A 24,141-nucleotide genomic window follows, 5' to 3' on the forward strand; every position below is an offset into this window, starting at 1 on the left:
GTTTATCCTATCCAATTTTGGGTAACATAAAAGATGTAGTTGCTTCATATTTTAAAATATATCTCGAAATCGAGATAAAATCAACCAATTGGAGGAATTTAAAATGGCAAAATGGAACATTGATTCAGGACACTCAGCAATTAACTTTCAAGTAAAACACATGATGGTATCAAAAGTTAAGGGTGTATTTGACAGTTACTCAGCAGATATCGAAGCAGCAGACCTTGCAGATTTAACAACTGCTACTATTAGTTTTACAATCGATCCAGCGAGCATTAATACACGTAGCGAAGATCGTGATAATCATTTAAAGGCAGCAGATTTCTTTGATGCCGAAAAATATCCAACGATTACATTTAAATCTACAAATATTGCTAAAAAAGCTGGCGATGAATATGCAGTAACTGGTGATTTAACAATCAAAGACGTTACAAAATCAGTAACTTTTGATACAGAATTTAATGGAAAAGGCACAAATCCATGGGGTCAAGAAGTATACGGCTTTGAAGCTGAAACAACAATTAATCGTGAAGACTTTGGTCTAACTTGGAATGCGGCATTAGAAACTGGTGGAGTCCTTGTTGGGAAAGATATTAAAGTAACGGTTGAATTAGAAATTAATCCAGCTTAAAAATAGATAGCTAGGGCATGTTTGAAGTAATCTTCAAACATGCTTTTTATATAGCTCAAAATAGATACTTGTTAATGATGCAATCTAGTAAAAAGAATTTGAGAAAAATTACCAGTAAATAAGTTTCTTGCATATTTTTAGTAATTACTGCATATAAATCATCATATTGTTTTTGGGGGCGATAGGATGAATGTATTAGTGACAGGTGGCTATGGTTTTATTGGCAGTGCAGTAGGTAGGCGTTTTTTTGAAGAAGGTGCAACGGTTTATATTATTGATAATTTAAGTACGGGTCATTTACGGAATGTTGACTTTGAGCATAAATCCTATCTTTTAAATGTTGAGGATGAGGTTTGCGAGCATCTCTTTAAGGAAATAAACTTTGATGTGGTTGTCCATTGTGCAGCGCAAACGAGCGTTCAGCAATCTATCCAGGAGCCAGTAAAGGATATTTTGACAAATATAGTTGGACTTAGCCAAATGCTTTTTTTATCATCCAAGTATAAGGTACAGCACTTTGTCTTTGCCTCCTCAGCAGCTGTTTATGGAGATAGTCACTATCCTCCATTAGAGGAATCAGATGTCTGTGAACCAATATCTATGTACGGATTAAACAAGAGCATTGGCGAAACCTACTGTGAGAAATGGCAAAAAGATTATCATTTGCCTGTTCTTATCTATAGATTTGCCAATGTTTTCGGGCCAAGACAGCAAATGCAAGGTGAAGCAGCTGTGATTCCAAGTATGTTAAAAAGCAGTATGGCAGGTAAACCATTTACAATTTATGGTGATGGTGAACAAACACGTGATTTTATTTATGTAGACGATATTGCTGATGCTATTTACGCAGGTGTATCTGCACGTTTACAAGGCACGTATAATGTGTCCACTAATGAGGCTTGGTCAATTCACCAGGTCATCCTACTGCTCCAACACTTAAACCATCCACTTGAAATTCAATATGCCCCAGCACGAGAAGGAGATATTGAGCATTCATTTTTAAATAATGATAAATTAGCCAATGCAATTGGTTGGAAGCCTAAAATTTCTTTTGCAGAAGGCATTGAACGTACATTGCACGCGCTACAAAATGAATCATTAGCAGAAATTCAACAAAAAAGTGGATAAAGGGACAATAAAGTAAAAAAGACATATTACATTGCGTAATATGTCTTTTTCTATGTCTATAGTATAATAATTCATTAAAGAAATGGTTGTGGACGGAGGCTTACATATGCTTGTAGATTTTAGAGTAAAGAATTGTTTAAGTTATAAAGATGATACGTTGTTTTCAATGGTAGCTGGAAGTCGCCTACGAAAATGGAAGGATACCCATACAATTCAGTTGGATACACTTCGTCTTGTAAAAAGCGCATTTATTTTTGGTCCAAATGGAAGCGGCAAATCTAATCTTTTTACGGCTATTAAAGTATTACGTTCCTTGCTTTTTAATTTTGAAAACTTAAATAATGTAAAGCAGTTACGTCTACCCTATCAACCGTTTAAGTTAGGAAGTCAGCAAGACAAACCAACAGAGTTTATGATATCGCTTTTTTTGGACGGAGCTTTATATGATTATGAAATTCAGTATAATGCTTCTCAAGTTCTCTATGAACGTCTTGTGAAAACGAACAAGTCACTGAAGGAAGAACTATTTGTCAGACAATGGGATGGTACAGAATATTCTTATGAGACATTTCAAACAGCTTCACAGGAATTGACAAAATATACACGTAATAATACAGCCTTTCTATCAGTATTACATGTTTTTAATGATCTAGATGCTTTAAAGATATTCGATTGGTTTTTACATAAAATTCTTTTCCTAGATGAAGCAAATCGGTTATCAAGTCATCCTCTTATTCGTAAACTTGAAGAGGAGCCGTTTAAAAAGGAAGTGATCAAACTCCTAAAAATTGCAGACCTCTCCATTCAAGATGTCACGGCTAGACGTGTGGAACGCAGAGAGAAAAATACAATTGGCTATGAGTTTGATTCGCCTGAGGTGATTCAAGAAGTAGATATTGATCTACATTATTTATCATTTGATGAAGCAGGTGCACCAATAGGGACAGAAACAATTAATTGGACAATGGATTCTAAGGGCACAGTGCGAATGCTACATTTAGCCTGTGTGATGGTGGATGCTTATAATAAAGGGAAAACCATTTTTATTGACGAATTCGACACAGCCTTCCATGTATCAATTTGTGAGTTTTTAATGGCTATTATGAATAGCAAACGCAATAGCAGTAATCAATTTGTCGTGACAAGTCATGAAATTGAATTACTTGATCAGCCACTACGCTCCGATCAAATTTGGTTTGTGAATAAAAGCTTTAAAAATGAATCAGAACTATACTCCTTATTTGATTTTGCAGATTTACAAAAGAAACGTGGAGATCTTTCTTATGCGAAACGCTATATGAAAGGGGAATTCGGTGCAACGCCTGTCATTAATGAGTATTTATCTGAACAATACTTAGAAGAAACGGAGGTATCTGAGCAGTGAGAGTACGTCAACAAGGGAGCCGAACACTGCGTAAAACTATTTTAATTTATTGTGAAGGTGAAACAGAACGCATCTATTTTGAACAAATGCGTATTTTAAAGCGCTCTAAGATGGTTAGTGTCAAAATAAAAAACGTTAAACGTTCAGCGATCAAGCTTGCCCAACATGCTTATCGAGATTCCAGCTACCAATACTTTGATGAAGTTTGGATTGTTTTTGATAAGGATGATCTAACCGAAAAGCAACTAGAGGAAGTAAATCAATTTTGTGAGGAAAAAAATATTCATATTGCCTATACAAATGAAGCATTTGAATTGTGGTTACTCTTGCATTTTGAGGAAGTTGATAGTACAGAAAAATACCCTCGTGCTGTCCTCAATGACAAAATGGAACAGCACCTTGGTGTCAGTCGGTATTTCCGGCATAAGGCTGATGAATCCATCATAGCCCCCATTGCATTACGGCATGAGGTAGCCATTAAAAATTGCACAGATATGATGGCACTCCGAGAGACAGAGAGCCGTGACAACCCATACTGTAACATACATGAAATGATACGATACATATTTTAAGATTGAGCAGGTTTTCTATTAACAAATAGAAACCTGTTTTTATCTTTACATAAGCTTTGTCGAAATGAAGGCATGTTTCTTTTTTTAAAACATATAGTGTATATGGAGCGAAATTAGTACATGTATGAAAGGGGATTGCGTGGATAACTCAAAGTCGAATCAATCCAAAAATGTAGAAGGAAATCCAAAGGATCATCAATTAGAGCCGTTTCGTGTCGAGAATGAGGGTACGAAAATGACAACGAATCAGGGACTAAGGGTGTCCAATGATGAGGATTCGTTAAAGGCAGGTGTTCGTGGTCCGACAATTATGGAAGATTTTCATCTTAGAGAAAAAATTACCCATTTTGATCATGAGCGTATTCCAGAGCGTGTTGTACATGCCAGAGGTTTTGCAGCACATGGCGAGTTTGAATTATATGAATCCATGTCCGAATATACGAAGGCAAATTTTTTGCAGGATCCGAAAAAGAAGACACCTGTGTTTGTCAGATTTTCGACAGTGGTAGGGAGCTTAGGTTCAATGGACACAGCTCGTGATGTACGTGGGTTTGCAACAAAATTTTATACGGATGAGGGGAATTATGATTTAGTTGGTAATAATATCCCTGTCTTTTTTATTCAGGATGCCATTAAGTTTCCTGATTTAATTCATGCCGTAAAGCCTGAGCCTCATAATGAAATGCCACAAGCAGCCTCCGCACACGATACTTTTTGGGATTTTGTAGCCAGTAATCAGGAAATTGCACATATGGTAATGTGGGTAATGTCTGACCGTGCCATTCCGCGAAGCTTTCGTATGATGGAAGGTTTCGGTGTGCATACATTTCGTTTCGTCAATGACAAGGGAAGATCGAGATTTGTGAAATTCCATTGGAAGCCTGTGCTAGGAGTGCATTCTCTTGTTTGGGATGAAGCCCAAATAATTGCAGGGAAGGATCCAGATTTTCAACGAAGAGATTTATGGGAAGCCATCGAAATTGGAGATTATCCAGAGTTTGAGTTAGGCATACAGATACTAGAACCTGAGGATGAATTTAAATTTGATTTTGATATTCTAGATGCGACAAAGCTTTGGCCAGAGGAATTAGTACCTGTAAAGAAAATTGGAAAGATGACCTTAAATCGCAATGTGGATAATGTCTTTGCTGAGACAGAGCAAGTTGCCTTTCATCCAGGTAATGTTGTACCTGGCATAGATTTTACCAATGATCCTTTGCTACAAGGTCGATTGTTTTCCTATTTAGATACACAATTGATTCGATTAGGTGGACCAAATTTTGCAGAAATCCCTATTAATCGCCCGATTTGCCCAGTGCATAACAATCAACGTAATGGCTTTAGTCGACAGACCATTAATTTAGGCAGGGTAAGCTATCATAAAAATTCATTAGCAAATAATACACCAGCCACCTCTACTGCCAGAGAAGGCGGATATGTTCATTATGAAGAAAAGGTTGAGGGAAGAATCACGAGAGCGCGTAGTAAATCCTTTGACGATCACTTTTCACAAGCAAGGCTATTTTGGAACAGCATGTCTCCACCTGAAAAACAACACATTATTGATGCCTTTAGCTTCGAAGTAGGAAAAGTGAAAAGTAAATCTGTTCGTCAGCAAGTAGTGGATATGTTTGTTCATGTGGATAAAGTAATGGCTACCACAGTGGCAGACAACGTTGGTGTTAATCGACCTAATGGCGAGCAGTCTAAGGTAACGGCCTCTTCACCTGCACTGAGCCAAGCAAATACCGTTAAATTGCCCTATACGCTGAAAGTAGGCGTCTTAATTGGTGATGGCTTTGATGCAAATGAGGTCGGGGAAGTATTGAAATATTTAACAAGACAAGGTGTGCGCTATAGCATAATCTCTGATCGACTAGGTGTGGTAATAGGGAATAATGGTGTGCAATTAACGGCTACTGACACATTTATCACAACCGATGCTGTATTATTTGACTCGTTATATGTTGTTGGAGTAAAGGCAAGTAATCAGGCGAAGTTCAATACTTATATCGTCAATTATATAAATGAAGCATATCGTCACTTTAAGCCTATAGGATTTGCTGCAACTGGCACAACCTTTTTCAATATGTCGAATGCCAATGTAGGGCCAGGAATCATTTTAGCTACAGGTAATAAAGATTTTCCGAAAAAATTTGTAGCTGCCATTGCCCAGCAACGATTTTGGCAACGAAATATTTATTAAATAGTTCAAAGAGCGTCGAATACTCACGAAAGAGAAACGAATGCTCATAAACTAAACAAATAAGTCAAAGGCCTTTCATTGTAATGAAAGGCTTTTACTATGTCTGTCATTGCATTCAAAATTTGCAAATGATATGGTGATACATGAGGTGAAAATTATGGAAAATTTTGATATTGCTATTATTGGGGCGGGACCTGGTGGCTATGTGGCTGCCATACATGCAGCCAAGAATGGTAAAAAAGTAGCACTAATCGAACGAGATAAATTGGGAGGAGCCTGCTATAATGTTGGCTGCATTCCATCAAAGATTTTATTGGAACATAGTAAACTTGTGCAGGCAATAAAAAGAGGGAATAGCTGGGGAATAGAAGTACCTAAAGTGGAAATTAATTTTCCTCGACTAATGCAACGGAAAGATACAATAATTCATGAACTACTAACAAACATTGAGCATTATATTATCAACAATCATATAACTTTATATCGTGGTGAAGCTTCAGTCGTAAAGGACTTAACGATAACTATCGGGAATGAGACGATAATGGCATCCGATATAATTTTAGCGACAGGTAGTAAACCCTTTGTTCCACGATTCGAAGGATTAGAGACATCTACCTACTATACGACGGACACATTTTTTAATATAGACAAGCTTCCAGCCCAGCTAACGATCATTGGCGGGGGCGTAATTGCCATTGAAATGGCGTTTAGTTTAGCACCCCTCGGTACAAAGGTAACAGTGCTTAATCATAGCGAGGATATTTTACAAACGGAAGAGGCGGAAGCAAGACCGCTGATTCGAGAAAAGTTGAAGAAACTTGGTATTGAACTTGTGACAGATTTTCAATTTGAAAAATTTGAAGGTAATATCATTCATACATCTATAGGATCTTATACATATGAAAACCTATTATTTGCAACTGGACGTCGTCCCAATATAGAAATTGCTGAGCAATTAGGATTAACTTTAGATGGTCAATTAATCGCTGTCAATGAGCATTTTGAAACAAGCCTGCCGAATATTTATGCGATTGGTGACTTAGTGGGTGGTTATCAACTTGCACATTCTGCCAGTGCTGAGGGTATTTACGTTGTGGATTATATTGTAGGAAATCAACCAATACCAATTGATCAAACAAGCATTCCACGTTGTGTTTATACAAACCCTGAAATAGCTACATTTGGTTTACTAGAAGAGCAAGTCAAAGCGCCGTACATTGTAACGAAAATGCCTCTACAAACAAATCCAAAGGCATTAATGGAGGGGAATACCGAAGGCTTTGTGAAGCTAATTTCATCTAAGGATAATGGGCAAATTTTAGGGGCTTGTGTAGTAGCTGATGGCGCAACAGAAATACTTAATTCGCTATTAGCAACAAAAAATGCTGGTGGTACAGCTCGATCACTTGCAGATATGATTTTTCCACATCCTACTGTATCGGAGCATATTGGAGATGTAGCTAAAGCTGTGTTTGGGAAAGCAATACACCAATAAAAAGCTGTTGACATTCTAGAAATTTATGTTAAATTAATTTTATAAGAATACTAGGTATTTAAGTTAACTAGACATCTAGAGGCTTCTATTTTACAAAACGATTGTTCATCGATTTGTAGAATAGGGGCCTTTTTTATAACATTGATAAAAGGAGTGGGCATGATGACAAAAGCAGTCATTATTAACGGAAGTAATTCGAAAAATTCTCGAGTTACCGCCATTCATGAAAAGGTGGAGAATCATTTCATTGCACAAGGAGTAGAGGTTCACTCAAATTATATACATGGGCTCCCAGCTACAGATTTATTAACAGCAAATTTTTCTAGTAAGGAAATACAGTCTGAAAATGAGCATGTTAAGGAAGCAGATTTTATTGTCATCCTTACACCAATTTATAAAGCATCCTATACAGGTATTTTGAAGACTTACTTGGATCTACTACCGCAAAAAGCCTTGTTCAAAAAGGCTATACTCCCCATTGCTGTAGGCGGTTCGATCAGTCATTTGTTAGCGTTGGAATATGCATTAAAGCCAGTGTTAGCTGTACTAGGAGCCACATCCATTACCAATTCTGTTTACATTGTGGATAAACAAGTTATTCGTTTGGAAGAGGGTGGCTTTGCGATAGAAGAAGAGGCCATCAGTAGACTTGAAGCACAATTAGATCAGTTACAGCAAGTATTCATTGTTAATTAAAATAAATAAAAACGCATTATAGGGGCATCCTATAATGCGTTATTTTTTAATTTCCTTCTGGATTTTCTTCATTCTCCACAGGTATTGTAGAGAGATATAAGAAAGCCTCATCTTGCAATAGCAATATTTTTTCTTCACAAATTCCATGCGATAATGGTCCAGAAAAAATGGACTCCCACCATGTTCCTGTTGTTGTTGTCATTCATCTACGCCCCCGTTTCGGTTTTAATATGTAGTTGTATATTTCCCGAGATGAAAAAACTAAAACATTTCATTTCACATATTGCTATTTCACCCCTTCGATGTAGAAAGAGGATTTTTGCCTCTCGATGTTGTATCGTATAGACAAAGATAGTTTGTTTCAAAATGAAAAAACTATGTATGCCATTTTAAAAAAGGGGTGCTTTATGGATGAATTTTACGTCACAAGATGTGGAAAATATGATTACAGAGCAACGTCAATTTTATTTTTCCCGTGCTACAAAAAGTGTGAAATTTAGAAAAGAGCAATTAAAGAACTTAAAAACTTCAATTTTGAAATATGAGAAGGAAATATTGAATGCGCTTTACTTAGACCTTCGTAAAAGTGAATTTGAAGCGTATGCAACAGAAATTGGCATTGTATTAGATAGTATTTCATATATGGTAAAACATGTAGAGGAATGGATGGAACCAGAAGCAGTCAAAACACCGATACAATATCAAATGGGCAAGAGTTTTATTGTTCGTGAGCCCTATGGCGTAACATTAATTATAGGGCCATTTAATTATCCATTCCAACTTGTAATGGAGCCACTAATTGGTGCCATAGTTGGAGGAAACACTGCAATTGTCAAACCATCAGAAACCTCTGTACACACAGCAGCCATTGTGAAAAAGATCATTGAGGAAACGTTCCCGTCTTCATATGTACGTGTTGTGGAAGGTGAAAAGGAAGAGGTTACGGCTCTTATTCATGCTTCCTTCGATTATATCTTTTTTACAGGTAGTGTGGCCGTTGGTAAAGTAGTAGCAAAAGCTGCTGCAGAACGTTTGACACCAGTTGCTTTAGAGCTTGGTGGCAAAAGTCCAGCAATTGTCGATCAAACAGCAAATCTAGAGGTAGCGGCAAAGCGGATTGTATGGGGTAAATTTACTAATACTGGACAGACATGTGTGGCCCCTGATTATCTGCTTGTACACAAGGACGTTTATGATCGTTTTATGAAAATATTAAAAGAAACAATCCGTTCGTTTTATGGCAAAAACCCTTTAAAAAGCCCTGATTATGGGCGTATCGTCAATTTAAAGCAATTTGATCGTTTACAGCAAATAATTGTGGAAGAACGTGATGCCATTACATATGGTGGACGAATAGATCGGGATGATTTATATATTGAACCTACAATCGTTGAATATGTAAAGTGGACAAGTCCATCAATGCAGGAAGAACTATTTGGTCCTATCTTACCTGTTATGATGTATAATGATTTGCCACTTGCCATTCATCAAATCAGACAATTACCGAAGCCTTTAGCGGCATACTTCTTCTCAGAACATGAAAAAGCTATGCAATACTTTTTGGAAGAATTACCGTTTGGTGGGGGGTGTATTAACGACACCATCACACATGTTGGAAATTTACATTTACCATTTGGTGGTGTAGGTCCATCAGGTGTGAAAGCATACCATGGCAAAGCGAGCTTTGAAAACTTTACTCACCCGAAATCTATCTTGAAGAAATCTTCCAAGCTGGAGACAAATGTGTTATTCCCGCCATATAAACAGAAAGTGAAAATTGTGCGCTCAATTATGAAATAGCTTAACAATGGAGGTATCTTCTGATGCCTCCATTGTCACTATAAGCTTAAGGTGCATAGACAATTGTTCTCTAAATAACTCTTTCTCGTTATGTCGAAAAATGCCGATTGGTGATTATAAATGAAAATTTGAAGAAAACATGATTTTTTCTTCGAATGAAAGCGTTTTCGTTGAAAAAACACAAGAGAGGCATTTTATTTATCATGAAATAAGTAGTAAAATAAGTTCAATAGAACGTGGGGGATTTCACATTGTCGTTTTTTGTCGATTATTAAGAATGATGACATGAGTGTAGAGATTGATTGGAGGACTATGAAATGTATGCAGAGGAATTGTTAAGCGCATTACCTTTGAAAAAAATAATTGGCGTGCTGCCAGATCAGGTTATCGATATCGTAATAGATTCAAGAAGTGTGCAACCAAATAGCATGTTTGTTTGTATCAAAGGTTATACAGTAGATGGGCATGATTATGCGCAAAAGGCTGTAGATGGTGGCGCAACAATTGTTGTGACGGAACGAGAATTACCGCTAGGAGAGAAGATTGCACAAGTGATTGTGAAAGATACAGATCGTGCAGTAGGTTTACTAGCTGCAAAGTTCTTTGATTATCCTTCTAAGGACATAACGATGATTGGTGTAACAGGAACGAATGGTAAAACATCCGTAACAGGAATTATTCAAAATATAATGCATGGTATGGGCGAGAAATCGGCTTTATCCGGCACAATTGGCTTTAATTTAAATGGAATTTTATATGAATCAGCTAATACAACGAGTGATGCGTTATCGACACAACAAATGATTTTCCGTGCAAAAATGGAAGGCTGTCGATTAATGACAATGGAGGTTTCATCACATGGGTTAGCACTTGGACGTTTAGCAGGTGTTGATTATGATATCGCTATTTTTACGAATCTAACGCACGATCATCTTGATTTCCATGGTACGATGGAGGAATATGGCCATGCAAAAGGCTTATTATTTTCCCAACTTGGACAAGATTTAGAAAAAAATAAATTTGTTGTGTTGAATGCTGACGATGCTTGGTCAGAGAGATATGCTGCAATGACACCATTTCCAGTGTGGACATATGGTTTAAAAAATGAAAATGCTGATTTCCGCGCCATTAACTGTGAGTATCATGACTATATGACATCATTTGACGTGGAAATGCCTGAAGGAATTTATCGTGTAAAAATGAATTTGCTTGGGGAATTTAATATTTATAATGTATTGGCAGCCATGATTGCGTTTTATGGTAGGGGCTATTCAATGGAGTCCATTATTGAACAAATTGAGCAACTACCGCCAGTCAAGGGTCGTATGGAGAAAGTATGTTCAGATCTACCTGTGCAAATTTTTATTGATTATGCCCATACTCCAGATGCAATTGAAAAGGCGATTGAAGCAGCGCAACCTTATAAAAAAGGCAAGCTGATTTTCTTAGTTGGAACAGGTGGCAATCGTGATAAATCGAAGCGTCCTGCCATGGCTGAGAAAGCGTCTGCTGCGGAATATGTCATTTTAACGACAGATGATCCTCGCTATGAAGACTATGATAGTATTACAGGCGATCTTGCTAAAGGAATGCTTCATGATAATTATGCTTGTATTGGAGATCGTGCAGAGGCAGTGCGCCATGCGATTGAAATTGCTGAGCCAGGTGACATGATTATTTTTGCTGGTAAAGGTCATGAGGATTACCAAATTATCGAAAATACCAAATTTCCACATAGTGATGCAGAAATTGCGATAGAAGCAGGCCGATTAAAATTCGTGTGATGAAAGCTAAACTCTTAGGAAACCCTTTTAGTTGTAACTAAAGGGTTTTCTTTTTTGAGATTTCATGTAAAAAGGTTGTACGAAAGGCAAGTCTTCTTTTATTATTATTAAGTATGAAAAAAGGAGAATGACGAGATGAATTCAAATTTAGAAAAAGATATACTATCGCGTCGTACTTTTGCCATTATCAGTCACCCTGATGCTGGGAAAACGACGATTACAGAAAAGCTTTTACTTTTTGGTGGTGCCATTCGTGATGCAGGTACAGTAAAAGGGAAAAAAACAGGTAAATATGCAACATCGGACTGGATGGAGATCGAAAAACAACGTGGGATTTCGGTTACTTCATCTGTCATGCAATTCGATTATAATGGTTCTCGTGTGAATATTTTGGATACCCCTGGTCACCAAGATTTCTCAGAAGACACATATCGTACATTGATGGCTGTAGATAGTGCTGTCATGGTAGTGGATGCTGCGAAAGGGATCGAGGCACAGACTTTAAAGCTATTTAAGGTTTGTAAGATGCGTGGTATTCCTATTTTTACATTTATTAATAAGTTAGACCGTCAAGGGAAAGAGCCGCTTGAATTGATTGAAGAGCTTGAAGAGGTATTAGGTATCAATGCATATCCTATGAACTGGCCAATCGGTATGGGTAAAGAGTTCCTTGGTATTTATGATCGTTACAATAAACGCATTGAGCAATTCCGTACAGATGAAGCGGAGCGTTTCTTACCAATAGACGACAATGGGGAGCTTGCTGTAGAGCATCCAATGAAGGTGACTTCTTATTATTCACAAGCAATGGACGATATTTTACTTTTAGATGAAGCGGGGAATGCCTATTCTGAGGAAAAAATACGTCGTGGGGAATTAACACCTGTATTCTTTGGTTCAGCATTAACGAACTTTGGTGTTCAAACTTTCCTTGAAACTTATCTACAATTCGCACCGACGCCGCAGCCAAGAATTACTGAAGATGAACAGTTTATTGATCCTGTGGAGCATGATGAGTTTTCAGGTTTTATTTTCAAAATTCAGGCCAATATGAATCCAGCACACCGTGATCGTATTGCCTTTGTACGTATTGTTTCTGGTAAATTTGAACGTGGGATGAATATGACGTTATCTCGTACAGGAAAGTCATTTAAAGTCACACAATCTACACAGTTCCTTGCAGACGATCGTGAGACAGTAGATGAAGCAGTTGCTGGCGATATTATTGGTTTGTACGATACAGGAACATACCAAATTGGCGACACTGTTGTAGGTGGCAAGAAAACATTCCAATTTGAAAAATTACCACAGTTTACACCAGAATTATTCGTCCGCGTAACGGCGAAGAACGTTATGAAATCAAAGCAATTCCATAAAGGGATTTTACAATTAGTGCAAGAGGGTGCTATTCAATACTATAAAACGCTGCATACAGAGGAAGTTATACTTGGAGCAGTTGGTCAACTACAATTTGAAGTATTTGAACATCGTATGAAAAATGAATACAATGTGGAAGTAAAAATGGAGCCTATTGGTTCGAAAATCGCGCGCTGGATTGAAAATGAAGAGGATGTCAAAGAATCAATGTCATCAGGTCGATCAATGCTTGTAAAAGACCGTTTTGACAATCTTGTTTTTCTATTTGAAAATGAGTTCGCTATGCGTTGGTTTGCAGATAAAAACGAAAACATTCAACTTTATAGCCTTCTATAATCATAAAACACGAATCGACAATTTTGCGATTCGTGTTTTTTTGCAAGGAAAAATGACACTGTTTGTAGAATATATACATTATTAGGAAATATAAATTTCCTTAGAGGTAGTATCTCAATAACGGGAGCTTAATTATAAAATAATCTCCTTTTCGGCTATGATAGAAAGGAAGAGGTAGAAAAGGAGTTTGTTTAGATGAATATTAGTCATTTTTCCATTAAAAGACCTGTCTTTACGATTGTTACTATGCTTTTAGTCATCATACTAGGCGGTGTATCTTTATTAAAAATACCGATTACGTTAATTCCAGAGTTAAATCCTCCTATTGGAGTGGTTGTCACCTCTTATCCTGGGGCAAGCCCGACAGAGGTAAATGAAAAGATAACGAAGCCATTAGAGGCTACACTTGCTACCTTACCTGGTATCAAAAAAATCCAGTCAACCTCACAGGAAGGCTCCAATTTAATTGTGCTTGAGTTCAACTGGTCCGCAAATATGGATGTTGTACAACTTGATATTTTACAGCGAATTGATATGACCCCATTGCCTAATGATGCTGGCAAGCCGAGTTTCCTAAAATTTGATCCTTCTCAATTTCCCATTATTCAGCTATCTTTGCGTGCAGAAAATAATCAAGTAGATGTACGTGTATTAGCAGAGCACTTAGAGAAAGAGCTACTACGGACAGAGGGTGTAGCCAGTGTGAATGTTTCTGGCAAATTGATTGAAGAAATCCAAATAACATTGGATGAAGCAAAGCTAGTTGAAAAAGGCTTGACACAGACAGATGTGATGCAAATAGTTCAAGCGAATAATGTGTCTCTTCCTGGTGAGCCTGTTTCAACAGATGATGGAAAATTGCTAACAACACGTATAGTTAGCACATTATCTTCTCCGGAAAGCATTGCCGACTTAATTGTTTCGGTGGACCCTTTAACAGGCAAATCATTAACCATTGGTGATCTTGCAACCGTTGAGAGGACAGAACAACAATCTATTACCACAACACGTGCAAATGAGCATCCAGCAGTTCTTATGTCTGTATTACAGGAATCTGGTGCAAATACAGCGGATGTTTCTAAAAATTTCCAAAAATCCTTAGAGGCATTACTAAAGAAAGAACAGTATAAAGGAATCACAGCAGATATTTTAGTTGATCAAGGAAATTATGTGGATTTAGCGATTAGTAATATTGGATCTTCCTTACTCTTAGGTGGATTATTTGCGATGTTCATCCTATTTGTTTTTTTACGTAGCGTAAAGAGTCCGATCATCATTGGTATTGCGATTCCTTATTCCGTTATTGTCACATTTGTTTTGATGTTTTTTGCGAATTTTTCCCTCAATATTATGACATTAGGTGCTCTGGCACTTGGGATTGGTATGCTTGTGGATAATGCCATAGTCGTTATTGAGAATATAGAAAGACATCTAGGACTAGAAAAGGACCCGATTACTGCAGCAAAGGAAGGCACAAAGGAAATAGCCCTTGCCATTACAGCTTCCACTTTAACCACAATAGCAGTATTCATCCCTGTTATGTTCATCGAAGGATTGATTGGTCAAATTTTTAAAGAGTTTGCCTTAACAATCTCGTTCAGCTTAATTGCCTCTTTAGTAGTAGCGCTTACAGTCGTTCCGATGCTAGCAAGTCGACTTTTAAAAATGAAAAACAGTAATTTTTATGTACAACGCAGTAAGTCCCAATTTTATATGCATTACAAGGCGTCTATTGTATGGGTACTAAAGCATCGAATGCTTATACTACTTTTTACAGTTGTTTGCTTTAGTCTTTCTTTGTTTGGACTGACTAGAATAGGTACTGAATTTTTACCGCCTACAGATGAGGGGTTCACCTCTATAAGTGTCAATCTCGAAAACGGTGTCGCTGTATCAGAAACGGAAAAGATTGTTAAGCAAATTGAGGAACGTTTAAAACAGGAAAAGGATGTAGATGTGTATGTTAGTTTAATTGGCGGTACACAACAATCCCAAGCACGTGGACAAACTAACGCCAATCAAGCTGAGATGTATGTAAAACTTGTCCCATTAGCAGAAAGGCAATGCTCCATTTTCGAATTTGTGGAAGAACTAGAACAAGATATACAGGAAGAGCTTGGAGAGCAAGCTGAAATTACTTTTAATGTATCGACAGCTACAGGTTCGTCACCACACACCTTAACATTCCGTTTAACAGACTCTGATGAAAAGAGGCTACAGCAAACTGTTAAGAAAGTGAAGCAAGAACTACTAGCGATTCAGCAAGTGACAAATGTCTCTACGGATTTAGATATTACTGTTCAAGAGATTCAAATTGAGGTTAATCGTGAAAAAGCAAAAGACTATGGTCTTGCTCCAGCACAAATCGCTCAAACTGTAAATCAAATGACAAAAGGTCAATTAACGTCCCAATTAACTACTGATGACAGCGCAGTATTACCCGTTTATACAGGCTTTGGGCAGTCATTTAATACGAGTATAGATGCTTTAAAAGCCATGCAGCTACGTTCGCCAGCAGGATTATTTGTAAAATTAGAGGAAGTGGCTACTGTTTCTATGCAAGAGGGGCCGGTATCCATTCGTCGTTCTGATCAAGCAGCAGCAGTTGCCTTTTTTGTAGATTATGAAACAAAGGAATCGCTGGGAGGAATCTCAGCAAAAGTAGATAAAGCCTTAGAACAAGTTAATTTACCATCTACTACTCAAGTTGTGTTCAGTGGGGACAGAGAGCTCTATGATAGTGCAATCGATGATATGTTACTAGCTGTGATGCTAGCAATCGTGCTTGTATATATTGTGATGGCAGCTCAATTTGAGTCATTTAAATATCCGTTTGTGATCATGTTTACCGTCCCATTAATGATTATTGGTGTTGCGATAGCTATGTTCCTAACAAATACTTTAATTGGTGTAACCTCAGTTATCGGTATCTTAGTGCTAGTAGGAATAGTCGTAAATAACGGTATTGTGCTGGTTGATTATATTAATCAGCAAAAAGCAATAGGCATGCCAGCTTATGAGGCAATTTTACTTGCTACCCAAGATCGGCTACGTCCAATTTTAATGACAGCCTTAACAACTATTTTAGGGCTATTACCACTCGCACTGGGCATTGGAGAAGGGACCGAGATGAATCAGCCAATGGGGATTGCTGTTATCGGAGGGCTTGTGACCTCAACTTTACTGACGCTGTATATTGTACCGATCATTTACAGTTTAATGGATAAAGAAACAAGAAAGATGCACTAGGTTCAAGGGGGAATGGGAGATGAAGGTTCATTTTTTTACAGGTTTTCCTGGTTTCATTTCAAGTCAACTAATTCGAGCATTATTTCAAAAGAAACAAGCACAACAAGTCATTGCAATCGTATTGGCAGGTGAAACCATAAAGGCACATAAAGAAAAAAACAAAATATTAGAGGATTTTCCTGACTGTTCGATTCGAATTGTGGAAGGCGATATTACACTACCAAACCTTGGATTAGAAAATCAAACCACCAAAGAAATCGTACCGCAAATTGAAATGCTTTGGCATTTAGCTGCTATCTATGATTTAGCTGTACCACGTGACATTGCTTGGAAGGTAAATGTTCATGGTACAACTATGGTTAATGATTTTGTTCGCACCTTACCTAATTTACAGCGCTATATGTATTTCAGCACTGCCTATGTGGCTGGTACACGTGAGGGCGTACTGCGTGAAAATGAATTAATTCGACCAAGGGCATTTAAAAACCACTATGAGGAAACAAAATATGAGGCTGAGCACCGAGTAGAAGATTTAAAATCGGAAATACCGTTGACAATAATTAGACCTGGAATTGTTCGAGGTCATTCCCAAACTGGTGAAACCATTAAATTTGATGGTCCTTATTTCTTTTTAAACTTAGTTGAACGTTTAAAGGGTTTACCTTTTATTCCGTATATTGGTCAAACTACATCGACGATTAATGTAGTGCCAGTTGATTATATTATAAATGCTTCTACTTTTCTGGTTAATGAACAGAGTGCAGAAGGGAAGACACTTCATTTAACTGATCCTAATCCTCACCCTGTACAGGAGGTATACCGTACAATGGTGAAACTAGTTACAAATTCTTATCCAAAAGGACGTTTACCATTTATATTGGCTAAGCTATCATTGCAAATTCCATTTATTCGAAAAAAATTAGGTGTTGAACAAGAAACATTAGATTATTTAACATGGAATGCCTCATTTGATACGACTGAAGCACATCATATCTTACAAAAAGGGGGTATTACATGCCCTGATTTTATACAGACGATGCCAAAAATGATTGAGTTTTATTTAGCACATAAGGAAGAGAAGAGCTATCAAATTCAGATTAAGTAACGAAAAAACATATAGATATTTTTGTCAGCTGTAAATGATAGTGCTATAATATTTGAAAGAAGATACCTTCGACAATTTGTCAAAGGGGAGTAGCTAACAGGCAATTAACTTTACCTGGTTTCACATTCGTCAATACATGGTACAACCATCGGGTGTGATAGTGAATGGCTCTATACGTATAACGTGTAGATTGAAGTACCATAAATAGAAAGGGTACGAATTTACTTAGCGAGACCTTTGCCTGAATTAGGGCAGGGGTTTTTTTCTTTTATACTTGGATGACAGGGTCATTGAGGGTATAGAGAGCTTAGAGGAGGCACTAGAATGGAAGCGATTTTATTACAATATGGCTGGGTGTTAATTGTCCTTGTTGTATTAGAAGGATTACTTGCAGCTGATAACGCGGTAGTAATGGCTGTTATGGTGAAGCATTTACCACAAGAGCAGCAAAAAAAGGCGTTATTTTATGGACTATTTGGAGCATTGATATTCCGATTTTCCGCATTATTCGTTATTACAGTTTTAGTAAATTATTGGCAAATCCAAGCGGTCGGTGCAGCTTATCTATTGTTTATGTCTGCGAAAAATATATATGATTTACGGAAACATACAGATGAAGAAGAAGCAACTGAAAATGCTGGAAAAAAAGGTTCTGGTTTCTGGTTAACAGTACTAAAGGTAGAGGCGGCCGATATAGCATTTGCTATTGATTCGATGCTAGCAGCCGTTGCAATTGCTGTAACTTTGCCACACTTAGGTGAATTTGATATTGGTGGTATCAATGGCGGTCAGTTCATTGTAATGCTCCTTGGCGGATTTATTGGTGTCATTATGATGCGGTTTGCTGCCCAATGGTTTGTAAAAATATTAAATGATTACCCTTCACTTGAAACAGCGGCATTTCTAATCGTTGGCTGGGTAGGTGTGAAGCTAGTTGTCTTAACATTGGCACATGAGAAGGTGGGGATATTGCCTAAAGAATTTCCACATTCCACGGCATGGGAGTTAACATTCTGGATTGTCCTAGTTGGTATTGCTTTTGTCGGCTATTTAGTCGGTGTAAGAAAGAAAAAATAAGTATATGAACGTTGGAGGAATAGTTATCACTATTCCTCTTTCTTTTTTTATATATTTTTTCTATACTATAATCTATCTAGTTGGACATCATATGTGGGAGGAGTTGTTAAAGTGCCTTGGAAAAAATCATCAAATAAACTAGTCACACCATTTCAGGTACTTGTTTCTTATTATTTTATAGCGATAGCGATTTCCTTCCTGTTATTACGGCTTCCAGGCGTTCATCAAGAAGGTGTAAAAGTCTCTTTTTTAGATAGCTTGTTTACAGCAGTAAGTGCAGTAAGTGTTACTGGGCTAACAACAATTAATATTTCGGAAACCTATACTACCTTTGGGCTTGTAATGATTCTTGTTATTTTACAGTTAGGTGCCATTGGTATTATGTCACTTGGTACCTTTGTGTGGCTGCTTGTTGGGAAAAAAATAGGCATGCGTGAGCGTCAGTTAATCATGATTGATCATAACCAGTACAGTGTCTCTGGTGTAGTTAAGTTAATCCGCGAAATTTTAAAAATTTTATTTGGCATTGAATTAACGGGTACCATTATTTTAACGCTACATTTTACCAATTATTTTGATACCTTAGAAGAAGCCTTTTTACATGGAATTTTTGCCTCTATTTCTGCTACGACAAATGGAGGATTCGATATAACGGGAATGAGCTTACTCCCATTCCATGATGATTATTTTGTACAGATGGTTACCATGGTACTGATTGTATTAGGTGCTATCGGATTTCCAGTATTAATTGAATTGAAGACTTTTTTGCTTAATCGACGCGAGAATTTCCGTTTTAGTTTATTTACTAAAATTACTACTTCAACATACGCCATTTTATTTATAGTTGGTGCGCTTGTCATTTTACTCCTTGAATCATTTCATTCTTTTAAGGAAATGTCTTGGCATGAGGCATTATTTTCAGCAATGTTCCATTCTGTATCAACGAGATCAGCTGGACTGACTACTTACGATGTCACGACTTTTAGTGAAGCTACAGATATTTTCATGAGCTTCCTAATGTTCATTGGCTCTTCCCCGAGCTCAGTTGGTGGAGGTATTCGTACCACAACTTTTGCCTTGGCCATTTTATTCTTAATTACCTTTGCTAGAGGAAGAGAGGATATTCAAGTATTTGGACGAGAAATTCATTTGATTGATGTCTTCCGATCATTTGTTGTAATATTATTAGCCTTTTTCATGGTATTAGTTGCAACCCTTATCTTGCTTATAACAGAGCCACATGCATCTCTTATTCAAATTATTTTTGAAATTACCTCAGCGTTCGGAACATGTGGTATGTCGTTAGGCATAACCTCTGATTTATCAGTGGTTGGTAAAATCATTATCATTATTTTAATGTTTATTGGTCGAGTTGGATTAATCTCATTCCTTTATACTCTTGGGGGTGGCGGAAGAGGAAAGAAATCAGGCTTCCACTATCCGAAGGAACGAGTAATTATTGGTTAAATTTTTAAAGTATGTGGGGCATTAAGTAAGGAAAATTCCATCGTATACCTCATATAAAAGTAAGAAATTATTATCTTGTCATAAAATATTCAAAAAATTTAAACTTTTATTTCCTGATTGGATAGAATATTTTTTGGGTATTTTTTACAAAGTTCCACCAAACTTTGTTTGAGTAATTTGACCTATATTAGTAAGGCTGGCTATGAGTACTTAACTAACCGAACAATGTAGCGAAGAAAGAATAAATTTAGCAGTATTTATTGTTACTATGAGGATTTAAGAATCGTTTAAGTAATAAAAAAAGCTAGTCCTGATAGTTATCACAGGACTAGCGTTTCTTATTAGTTAGAGTAGATTGTTGCAAAGTAAGGTGCTTGACCATGTCGGAAATAGGTTAACAGATAGCCATTTTTTTGTACAATTTTGCCATTTGCAAACTCTTGGTAGTCAAGAGCATGAGGGATAATCAAGGTATGCTTAAACAACTCTTTTTCAGTTAACTTAAAGTTAGCAAATTCCTCACCTGCGATAGCTGGATCTTCTCGTAAAGCGTGATAAAGGGCTTTTTGTTGCTCTTCTGTAGGACGCTCATTCCACCACAGCTTCCGTGGTTGGAACTGCTGAGCCATTAAGTAATCAAGCTGCATTAAACTCTGGACAATGTTTAAATTCACATCATCAACCGTTTCTAAAAACATTAATAAACGACGGAATAAATCCTCTAGCTGATGGCCAATACGAGACCAACCTTTTGTTTCCCAATATGTTCCGAAGTTTTGGAAGAAATCAAATGGTGTATCAAAGACCTCTGTAACCAAGTATTCAATCGTATGATCCATGCGGTGATCATTCCAATACTTTTCAAGAACATCCTCTGCATGTTTAATGCGAACGATATCATCAAATGTTAGAACATTATTTGAAAAGATTTCGTAAGGAGATTGATCCACATAGGTATAGCCAAACTTTTCGGCTTCTAATCGAAGTCCTGTGCCGCGTAAAAGTTTCAAAAATCCAAGCTGTAATTCCTCTGGCCGCATTGCAAAAACGTCATTAAAGGTTTGACGAAAACTAGCGTAATCTTCCTCTGGTAAACCAGCAATTAAATCTAAATGTTGATCTATTTTTCCGCCATCTTTCACCATAGTTACTGTTCGCTTTAGTTTTTCAAAGTTTTGACGACGTTTTACAAGAGTATTTGTTAAATCGTTCGTAGATTGAACACCTATTTCGAATCGGAACAAACCTTTTGGTGCATTATCATTTAAGAATTGAATAACTTCAGGGCGCATTATATCAGCCGTGATTTCAAATTGGAATACAACACCTGGTTTGTGTTCATCAATTAAAAATTGGAACATTTCCATTGCATAGCTACGACTGATGTTGAAGGTGCGATCCACAAATTTAATTGTTCGAGCTCCGTTATCCATTAAGAAACGAATATCCTCTTTTATTTTTTCACGGTTAAAGTATCGGACGCCAACTTCAATAGAAGATAAACAAAATTGGCAGCTAAATGGGCAACCTCGGCTTGTTTCAATATATTGAATTCGCTTACCTAGATAGGGTAGATCCTCCTCAAAACGAAAAGGACTTGGTAATTCGCGCAAATCAATTTTAGGTGGCATAGCGTGAATCTTGACTTTTTCGTCCTCTAAATAACAAATACCAGGAACATCTTCTAACAATATTTCACCGTGGAAGTAGCGCAGTAATTGCTTAAATGAAGTTTCTCCTTCGCCCATCACAATGAAGTCTACCTCAGGTATTCGACGTAACCAATGGTGACAATCATAAGAAACCTCAGGTCCTCCGAGCAGAATTTTAACATTTGGACAGACAGTTTTTAACATTTTGATAACGTGAATGGTTTCTTCGATATTCCAGATATAGCAACTAAATCCAACGATATCAGGTTTTTTTTGGAATAAATCTGATACAATATTAAAAGCAGGGTCTTTAATAGTATACTCTGCTATAATTGGATTAAACTCCGGTAAAGCTGCGCCTTTTAAATAGCGCAATGCTAAATTTGTGTGAATATACTTTGCATTCAAAGTAGTTAAAATAGTATTCATGCAATAATCTTCCTTTCAACATCCTATTGTATCAGTCAAGTATCTGACATACAATATAATTCTTTTTACCTATTTATTTTGTGAACGGTTCGTGAAATAATTTAAAATACTTAAATTTACTAAATTTTGTAATAATAGAATCGTGCTGTCATAAAGTATAGTAAAGGCTCAAAATTCGATTTTAGAGGTTTTTTACTCTTTTGAAAGGTTCGGTGAGAAAGTTGAAGCAAAATGATATTAATCAATGTTTTGGAAATCTTATGAAAAGTACTTCGTCACCAACACTTATACTCAATAAAGCAGGGAAAATTTTGAACGTCAATGAGGCTGCTATCAATCTTTTCAATCTTAATTTAACCTATATTGGCTATTTAGCTATGGACGAGCCATCTAATTTTAAATGGACTAAGTTCGTCAAACAGTTACAAAATGATTTACGTTCAGAGGAAATTTTCAATATTCGCACAGTTGGAAATGACTACGAAATGTTATCTTTCAAATGTTTTTACGATCCCAACACAGAGGAAATTGTTGCGCAAATTTCAACATTAAATGATGATGTTGCCCATAAGTTATATGTTAGCCAAGCACATGAGAGAGCGCAATCATTTAATGCCTACGATTACTTACCTTATGCTGTTATTGTTAGTGACGCTAGTGGTATTATTCTTGGGCTAAATAAATATGCCGAAATGTTTCTGAAAGTTGAAAACTCACAACTTCTTCATAAAGCGCATCAGCATATATTTGATTCATTTACATTGAAAAAAGGGCAAATTACAACCTACCTTTCTAAGTTAATGGGTGAAAAACATGCAAGCATTCATGTAGTCGATGAAACACAAGTTAGCAGAACTTGCTATTATGAAATTTCAAGTATTTTTGATGAATACAATAATATTATTGTCACTGTTATTAATGATGAAACAGAGAAAAAGCAACTTCAGCATAAAGTTGAGCATCAGCAGGCATTAAACGTTGTGGGACAGATGGCAGCGAGCATTGCTCATGAAATTCGTAACCCATTAACTTCTTTAAAGGGTTTTACAGAATTACTAAAATTAAATGCTGATGATGAATCACGCATGTATCTCTCTGTTATTGACAGTGAGCTTCAACGGATGGAACAAATTTTATCCGAATTATTAGTGTTGTCTAAGCCAACAACGATGAAAGTGGAATTATTAGAACTGGATCATATTGTAAAGCAAGTCATTGAGTTTATGCTACCAGATGCACTCATGAAAAATATTATGATTCAGTATATTTCAACCTCTAATCAAGTCTATATTGGCGGCAACGAGAATCGACTAAAGCAAGTGCTGATGAATTTAATTAAAAATGCAATGGAATCCATGAACAATGGTGGTACGATTACCGTCGAAATGGCAACAAATGACTGTGCGATTGTCGAACTTATGATAAAAGATGAAGGTGTTGGCATGGACAGCACGACACTTCAAAACCTATTCCAGCCTTTTTACACGACAAAATCAACAGGGACAGGACTGGGCCTTGCTTTCGTGAAAAAGGTGATTGAAGAACATGAAGGAGTAATTGGCGTTAGTAGTGAACTACAGAAGGGGACATGCTTCCATCTGCAGTTTCCAATTTACACGTTTAATCAGATGGATACAATGGAAGTATCTACAAAAGATTCTGCTTATTTAGTAACATAAAGAAAGTAAAAATGGTTGCATAATAAACAACAAAAACTTCTAAATCATATATTGCTTTTGACAATGCTTTTCTA

At 36.9% G+C, this 24,141-nt stretch carries 17 protein-coding genes; 15 read left to right on the forward strand and 2 right to left on the reverse strand.

What is annotated here, in order from left to right:
- Positions 1 to 103: 103 nt before the first annotated feature.
- From HCH28_RS02565 to ssuE, 7 genes are all read left to right on the forward strand, one after another.
- Positions 104 to 631 (forward strand): YceI family protein, encoded by a 528-nt coding sequence (locus HCH28_RS02565; protein WP_221679550.1) that lies wholly within the window; start codon positions 104 to 106, stop codon positions 629 to 631.
- A 186-nt stretch (positions 632 to 817) separates the two neighbouring features.
- On the forward strand, positions 818 to 1,759 hold the full coding sequence (locus HCH28_RS02570) for an NAD-dependent epimerase/dehydratase family protein (protein WP_221679551.1): 942 nt from the start codon (positions 818 to 820) through the stop codon (positions 1,757 to 1,759).
- A 106-nt stretch (positions 1,760 to 1,865) separates the two neighbouring features.
- Positions 1,866 to 3,143, forward strand: coding sequence for an AAA family ATPase (locus HCH28_RS02575; protein WP_255600426.1), 1,278 nt, complete (start codon positions 1,866 to 1,868; stop codon positions 3,141 to 3,143).
- Positions 3,140 to 3,715, forward strand: coding sequence for an RloB family protein (locus tag HCH28_RS02580; RefSeq protein WP_016993453.1), 576 nt, complete (start codon positions 3,140 to 3,142; stop codon positions 3,713 to 3,715). Before HCH28_RS02575 ends, HCH28_RS02580 begins: the two co-directional genes overlap by 4 nt.
- A 124-nt stretch (positions 3,716 to 3,839) precedes the next feature.
- Positions 3,840 to 5,921 (forward strand): catalase, encoded by a 2,082-nt coding sequence (locus tag HCH28_RS02585; protein ID WP_051145739.1) that lies wholly within the window; start codon positions 3,840 to 3,842, stop codon positions 5,919 to 5,921.
- A gap of 157 nt (positions 5,922 to 6,078) precedes the next feature.
- Positions 6,079 to 7,416, forward strand: coding sequence for a dihydrolipoyl dehydrogenase (gene lpdA, locus HCH28_RS02590; protein WP_221679553.1), 1,338 nt, complete (start codon positions 6,079 to 6,081; stop codon positions 7,414 to 7,416).
- A gap of 162 nt (positions 7,417 to 7,578) precedes the next feature.
- Complete coding sequence (gene ssuE / locus HCH28_RS02595) at positions 7,579 to 8,112, forward strand: NADPH-dependent FMN reductase (protein ID WP_221679554.1); 534 nt, start codon at positions 7,579 to 7,581, stop codon at positions 8,110 to 8,112.
- A gap of 46 nt (positions 8,113 to 8,158) precedes the next feature.
- On the opposite strand, the gene HCH28_RS02600 is transcribed toward ssuE, so the two are convergent.
- Entirely contained in the window at positions 8,159 to 8,314 is a 156-nt protein-coding gene (locus tag HCH28_RS02600) for a hypothetical protein (RefSeq protein ID WP_004224556.1), read from the reverse strand.
- 209 nt (positions 8,315 to 8,523) lie between these two features.
- Between HCH28_RS02600 and HCH28_RS02605 the strand changes: the two genes are divergently transcribed.
- From HCH28_RS02605 to HCH28_RS02635, 7 genes are all read left to right on the forward strand, one after another.
- Positions 8,524 to 9,912, forward strand: a complete 1,389-nt coding sequence (locus HCH28_RS02605; RefSeq protein ID WP_221679555.1) for an aldehyde dehydrogenase — start codon at positions 8,524 to 8,526, stop codon at positions 9,910 to 9,912.
- Positions 9,913 to 10,229: 317 nt separating this feature from the next.
- Positions 10,230 to 11,696, forward strand: coding sequence for a UDP-N-acetylmuramoyl-L-alanyl-D-glutamate--2,6-diaminopimelate ligase (locus HCH28_RS02610; protein ID WP_221679556.1), 1,467 nt, complete (start codon positions 10,230 to 10,232; stop codon positions 11,694 to 11,696).
- Positions 11,697 to 11,831: 135 nt separating this feature from the next.
- Positions 11,832 to 13,409 (forward strand): peptide chain release factor 3, encoded by a 1,578-nt coding sequence (locus HCH28_RS02615; protein WP_004224564.1) that lies wholly within the window; start codon positions 11,832 to 11,834, stop codon positions 13,407 to 13,409.
- 195 nt (positions 13,410 to 13,604) lie between these two features.
- Entirely contained in the window at positions 13,605 to 16,658 is a 3,054-nt protein-coding gene (locus HCH28_RS02620; protein ID WP_221679557.1) for an efflux RND transporter permease subunit, read from the forward strand.
- A 19-nt stretch (positions 16,659 to 16,677) separates the two neighbouring features.
- The gene (locus HCH28_RS02625) at positions 16,678 to 17,763 is read left to right on the forward strand and encodes an SDR family oxidoreductase (RefSeq protein ID WP_221679558.1); all 1,086 of its coding nucleotides are present in this window, start codon (positions 16,678 to 16,680) and stop codon (positions 17,761 to 17,763) included.
- Positions 17,764 to 18,087: 324 nt separating this feature from the next.
- Positions 18,088 to 18,840 (forward strand): TerC family protein, encoded by a 753-nt coding sequence (locus HCH28_RS02630; protein WP_221679560.1) that lies wholly within the window; start codon positions 18,088 to 18,090, stop codon positions 18,838 to 18,840.
- A 111-nt stretch (positions 18,841 to 18,951) separates the two neighbouring features.
- The gene (locus HCH28_RS02635) at positions 18,952 to 20,307 is read left to right on the forward strand and encodes a TrkH family potassium uptake protein (protein ID WP_054549806.1); all 1,356 of its coding nucleotides are present in this window, start codon (positions 18,952 to 18,954) and stop codon (positions 20,305 to 20,307) included.
- Between the two features lie 341 nt (positions 20,308 to 20,648).
- Here HCH28_RS02635 and HCH28_RS02640 read toward each other — a convergent pair whose 3' ends face one another.
- Positions 20,649 to 22,388 carry a B12-binding domain-containing radical SAM protein gene (locus HCH28_RS02640; RefSeq protein WP_221679562.1) on the reverse strand — a complete coding sequence of 580 codons (1,740 nt, stop codon included), beginning with the start codon at positions 22,386 to 22,388 and terminating at the stop codon, positions 20,649 to 20,651.
- Positions 22,389 to 22,699: 311 nt separating this feature from the next.
- Here HCH28_RS02640 and HCH28_RS02645 point away from each other — a divergent pair, with 311 nt between their 5' ends.
- Positions 22,700 to 24,067 carry an ATP-binding protein gene (locus HCH28_RS02645; RefSeq protein ID WP_255600428.1) on the forward strand — a complete coding sequence of 456 codons (1,368 nt, stop codon included), beginning with the start codon at positions 22,700 to 22,702 and terminating at the stop codon, positions 24,065 to 24,067.
- Positions 24,068 to 24,141: the final 74 nt, after the last annotated feature.

The sequence above is a fragment of the Lysinibacillus sp. K60 genome (assembly GCF_019731275.1).
Classification (GTDB): Bacteria; Bacillota; Bacilli; order Bacillales_A; family Planococcaceae; genus Lysinibacillus; species Lysinibacillus capsici.

Coding starts and splice junctions, on each gene's coding strand:
- HCH28_RS02565 (WP_221679550.1), top strand. CDS start 104: ATGGCAAAATGGAACATTGATTCAGGACACTCAGCAATTAACTTTCAA.
- HCH28_RS02570 (WP_221679551.1), top strand. CDS start 818: ATGAATGTATTAGTGACAGGTGGCTATGGTTTTATTGGCAGTGCAGTA.
- HCH28_RS02575 (WP_255600426.1), top strand. CDS start 1,866: ATGCTTGTAGATTTTAGAGTAAAGAATTGTTTAAGTTATAAAGATGAT.
- HCH28_RS02585 (WP_051145739.1), top strand. CDS start 3,840: ATGAAAGGGGATTGCGTGGATAACTCAAAGTCGAATCAATCCAAAAAT.
- lpdA (WP_221679553.1), top strand. CDS start 6,079: ATGGAAAATTTTGATATTGCTATTATTGGGGCGGGACCTGGTGGCTAT.
- ssuE (WP_221679554.1), top strand. CDS start 7,579: ATGACAAAAGCAGTCATTATTAACGGAAGTAATTCGAAAAATTCTCGA.
- HCH28_RS02600 (WP_004224556.1), bottom strand. CDS start 8,314: ATGACAACAACAACAGGAACATGGTGGGAGTCCATTTTTTCTGGACCA.
- HCH28_RS02605 (WP_221679555.1), top strand. CDS start 8,524: ATGAATTTTACGTCACAAGATGTGGAAAATATGATTACAGAGCAACGT.
- HCH28_RS02610 (WP_221679556.1), top strand. CDS start 10,230: ATGTATGCAGAGGAATTGTTAAGCGCATTACCTTTGAAAAAAATAATT.
- HCH28_RS02615 (WP_004224564.1), top strand. CDS start 11,832: ATGAATTCAAATTTAGAAAAAGATATACTATCGCGTCGTACTTTTGCC.
- HCH28_RS02620 (WP_221679557.1), top strand. CDS start 13,605: ATGAATATTAGTCATTTTTCCATTAAAAGACCTGTCTTTACGATTGTT.
- HCH28_RS02625 (WP_221679558.1), top strand. CDS start 16,678: ATGAAGGTTCATTTTTTTACAGGTTTTCCTGGTTTCATTTCAAGTCAA.
- HCH28_RS02630 (WP_221679560.1), top strand. CDS start 18,088: ATGGAAGCGATTTTATTACAATATGGCTGGGTGTTAATTGTCCTTGTT.
- HCH28_RS02640 (WP_221679562.1), bottom strand. CDS start 22,388: ATGAATACTATTTTAACTACTTTGAATGCAAAGTATATTCACACAAAT.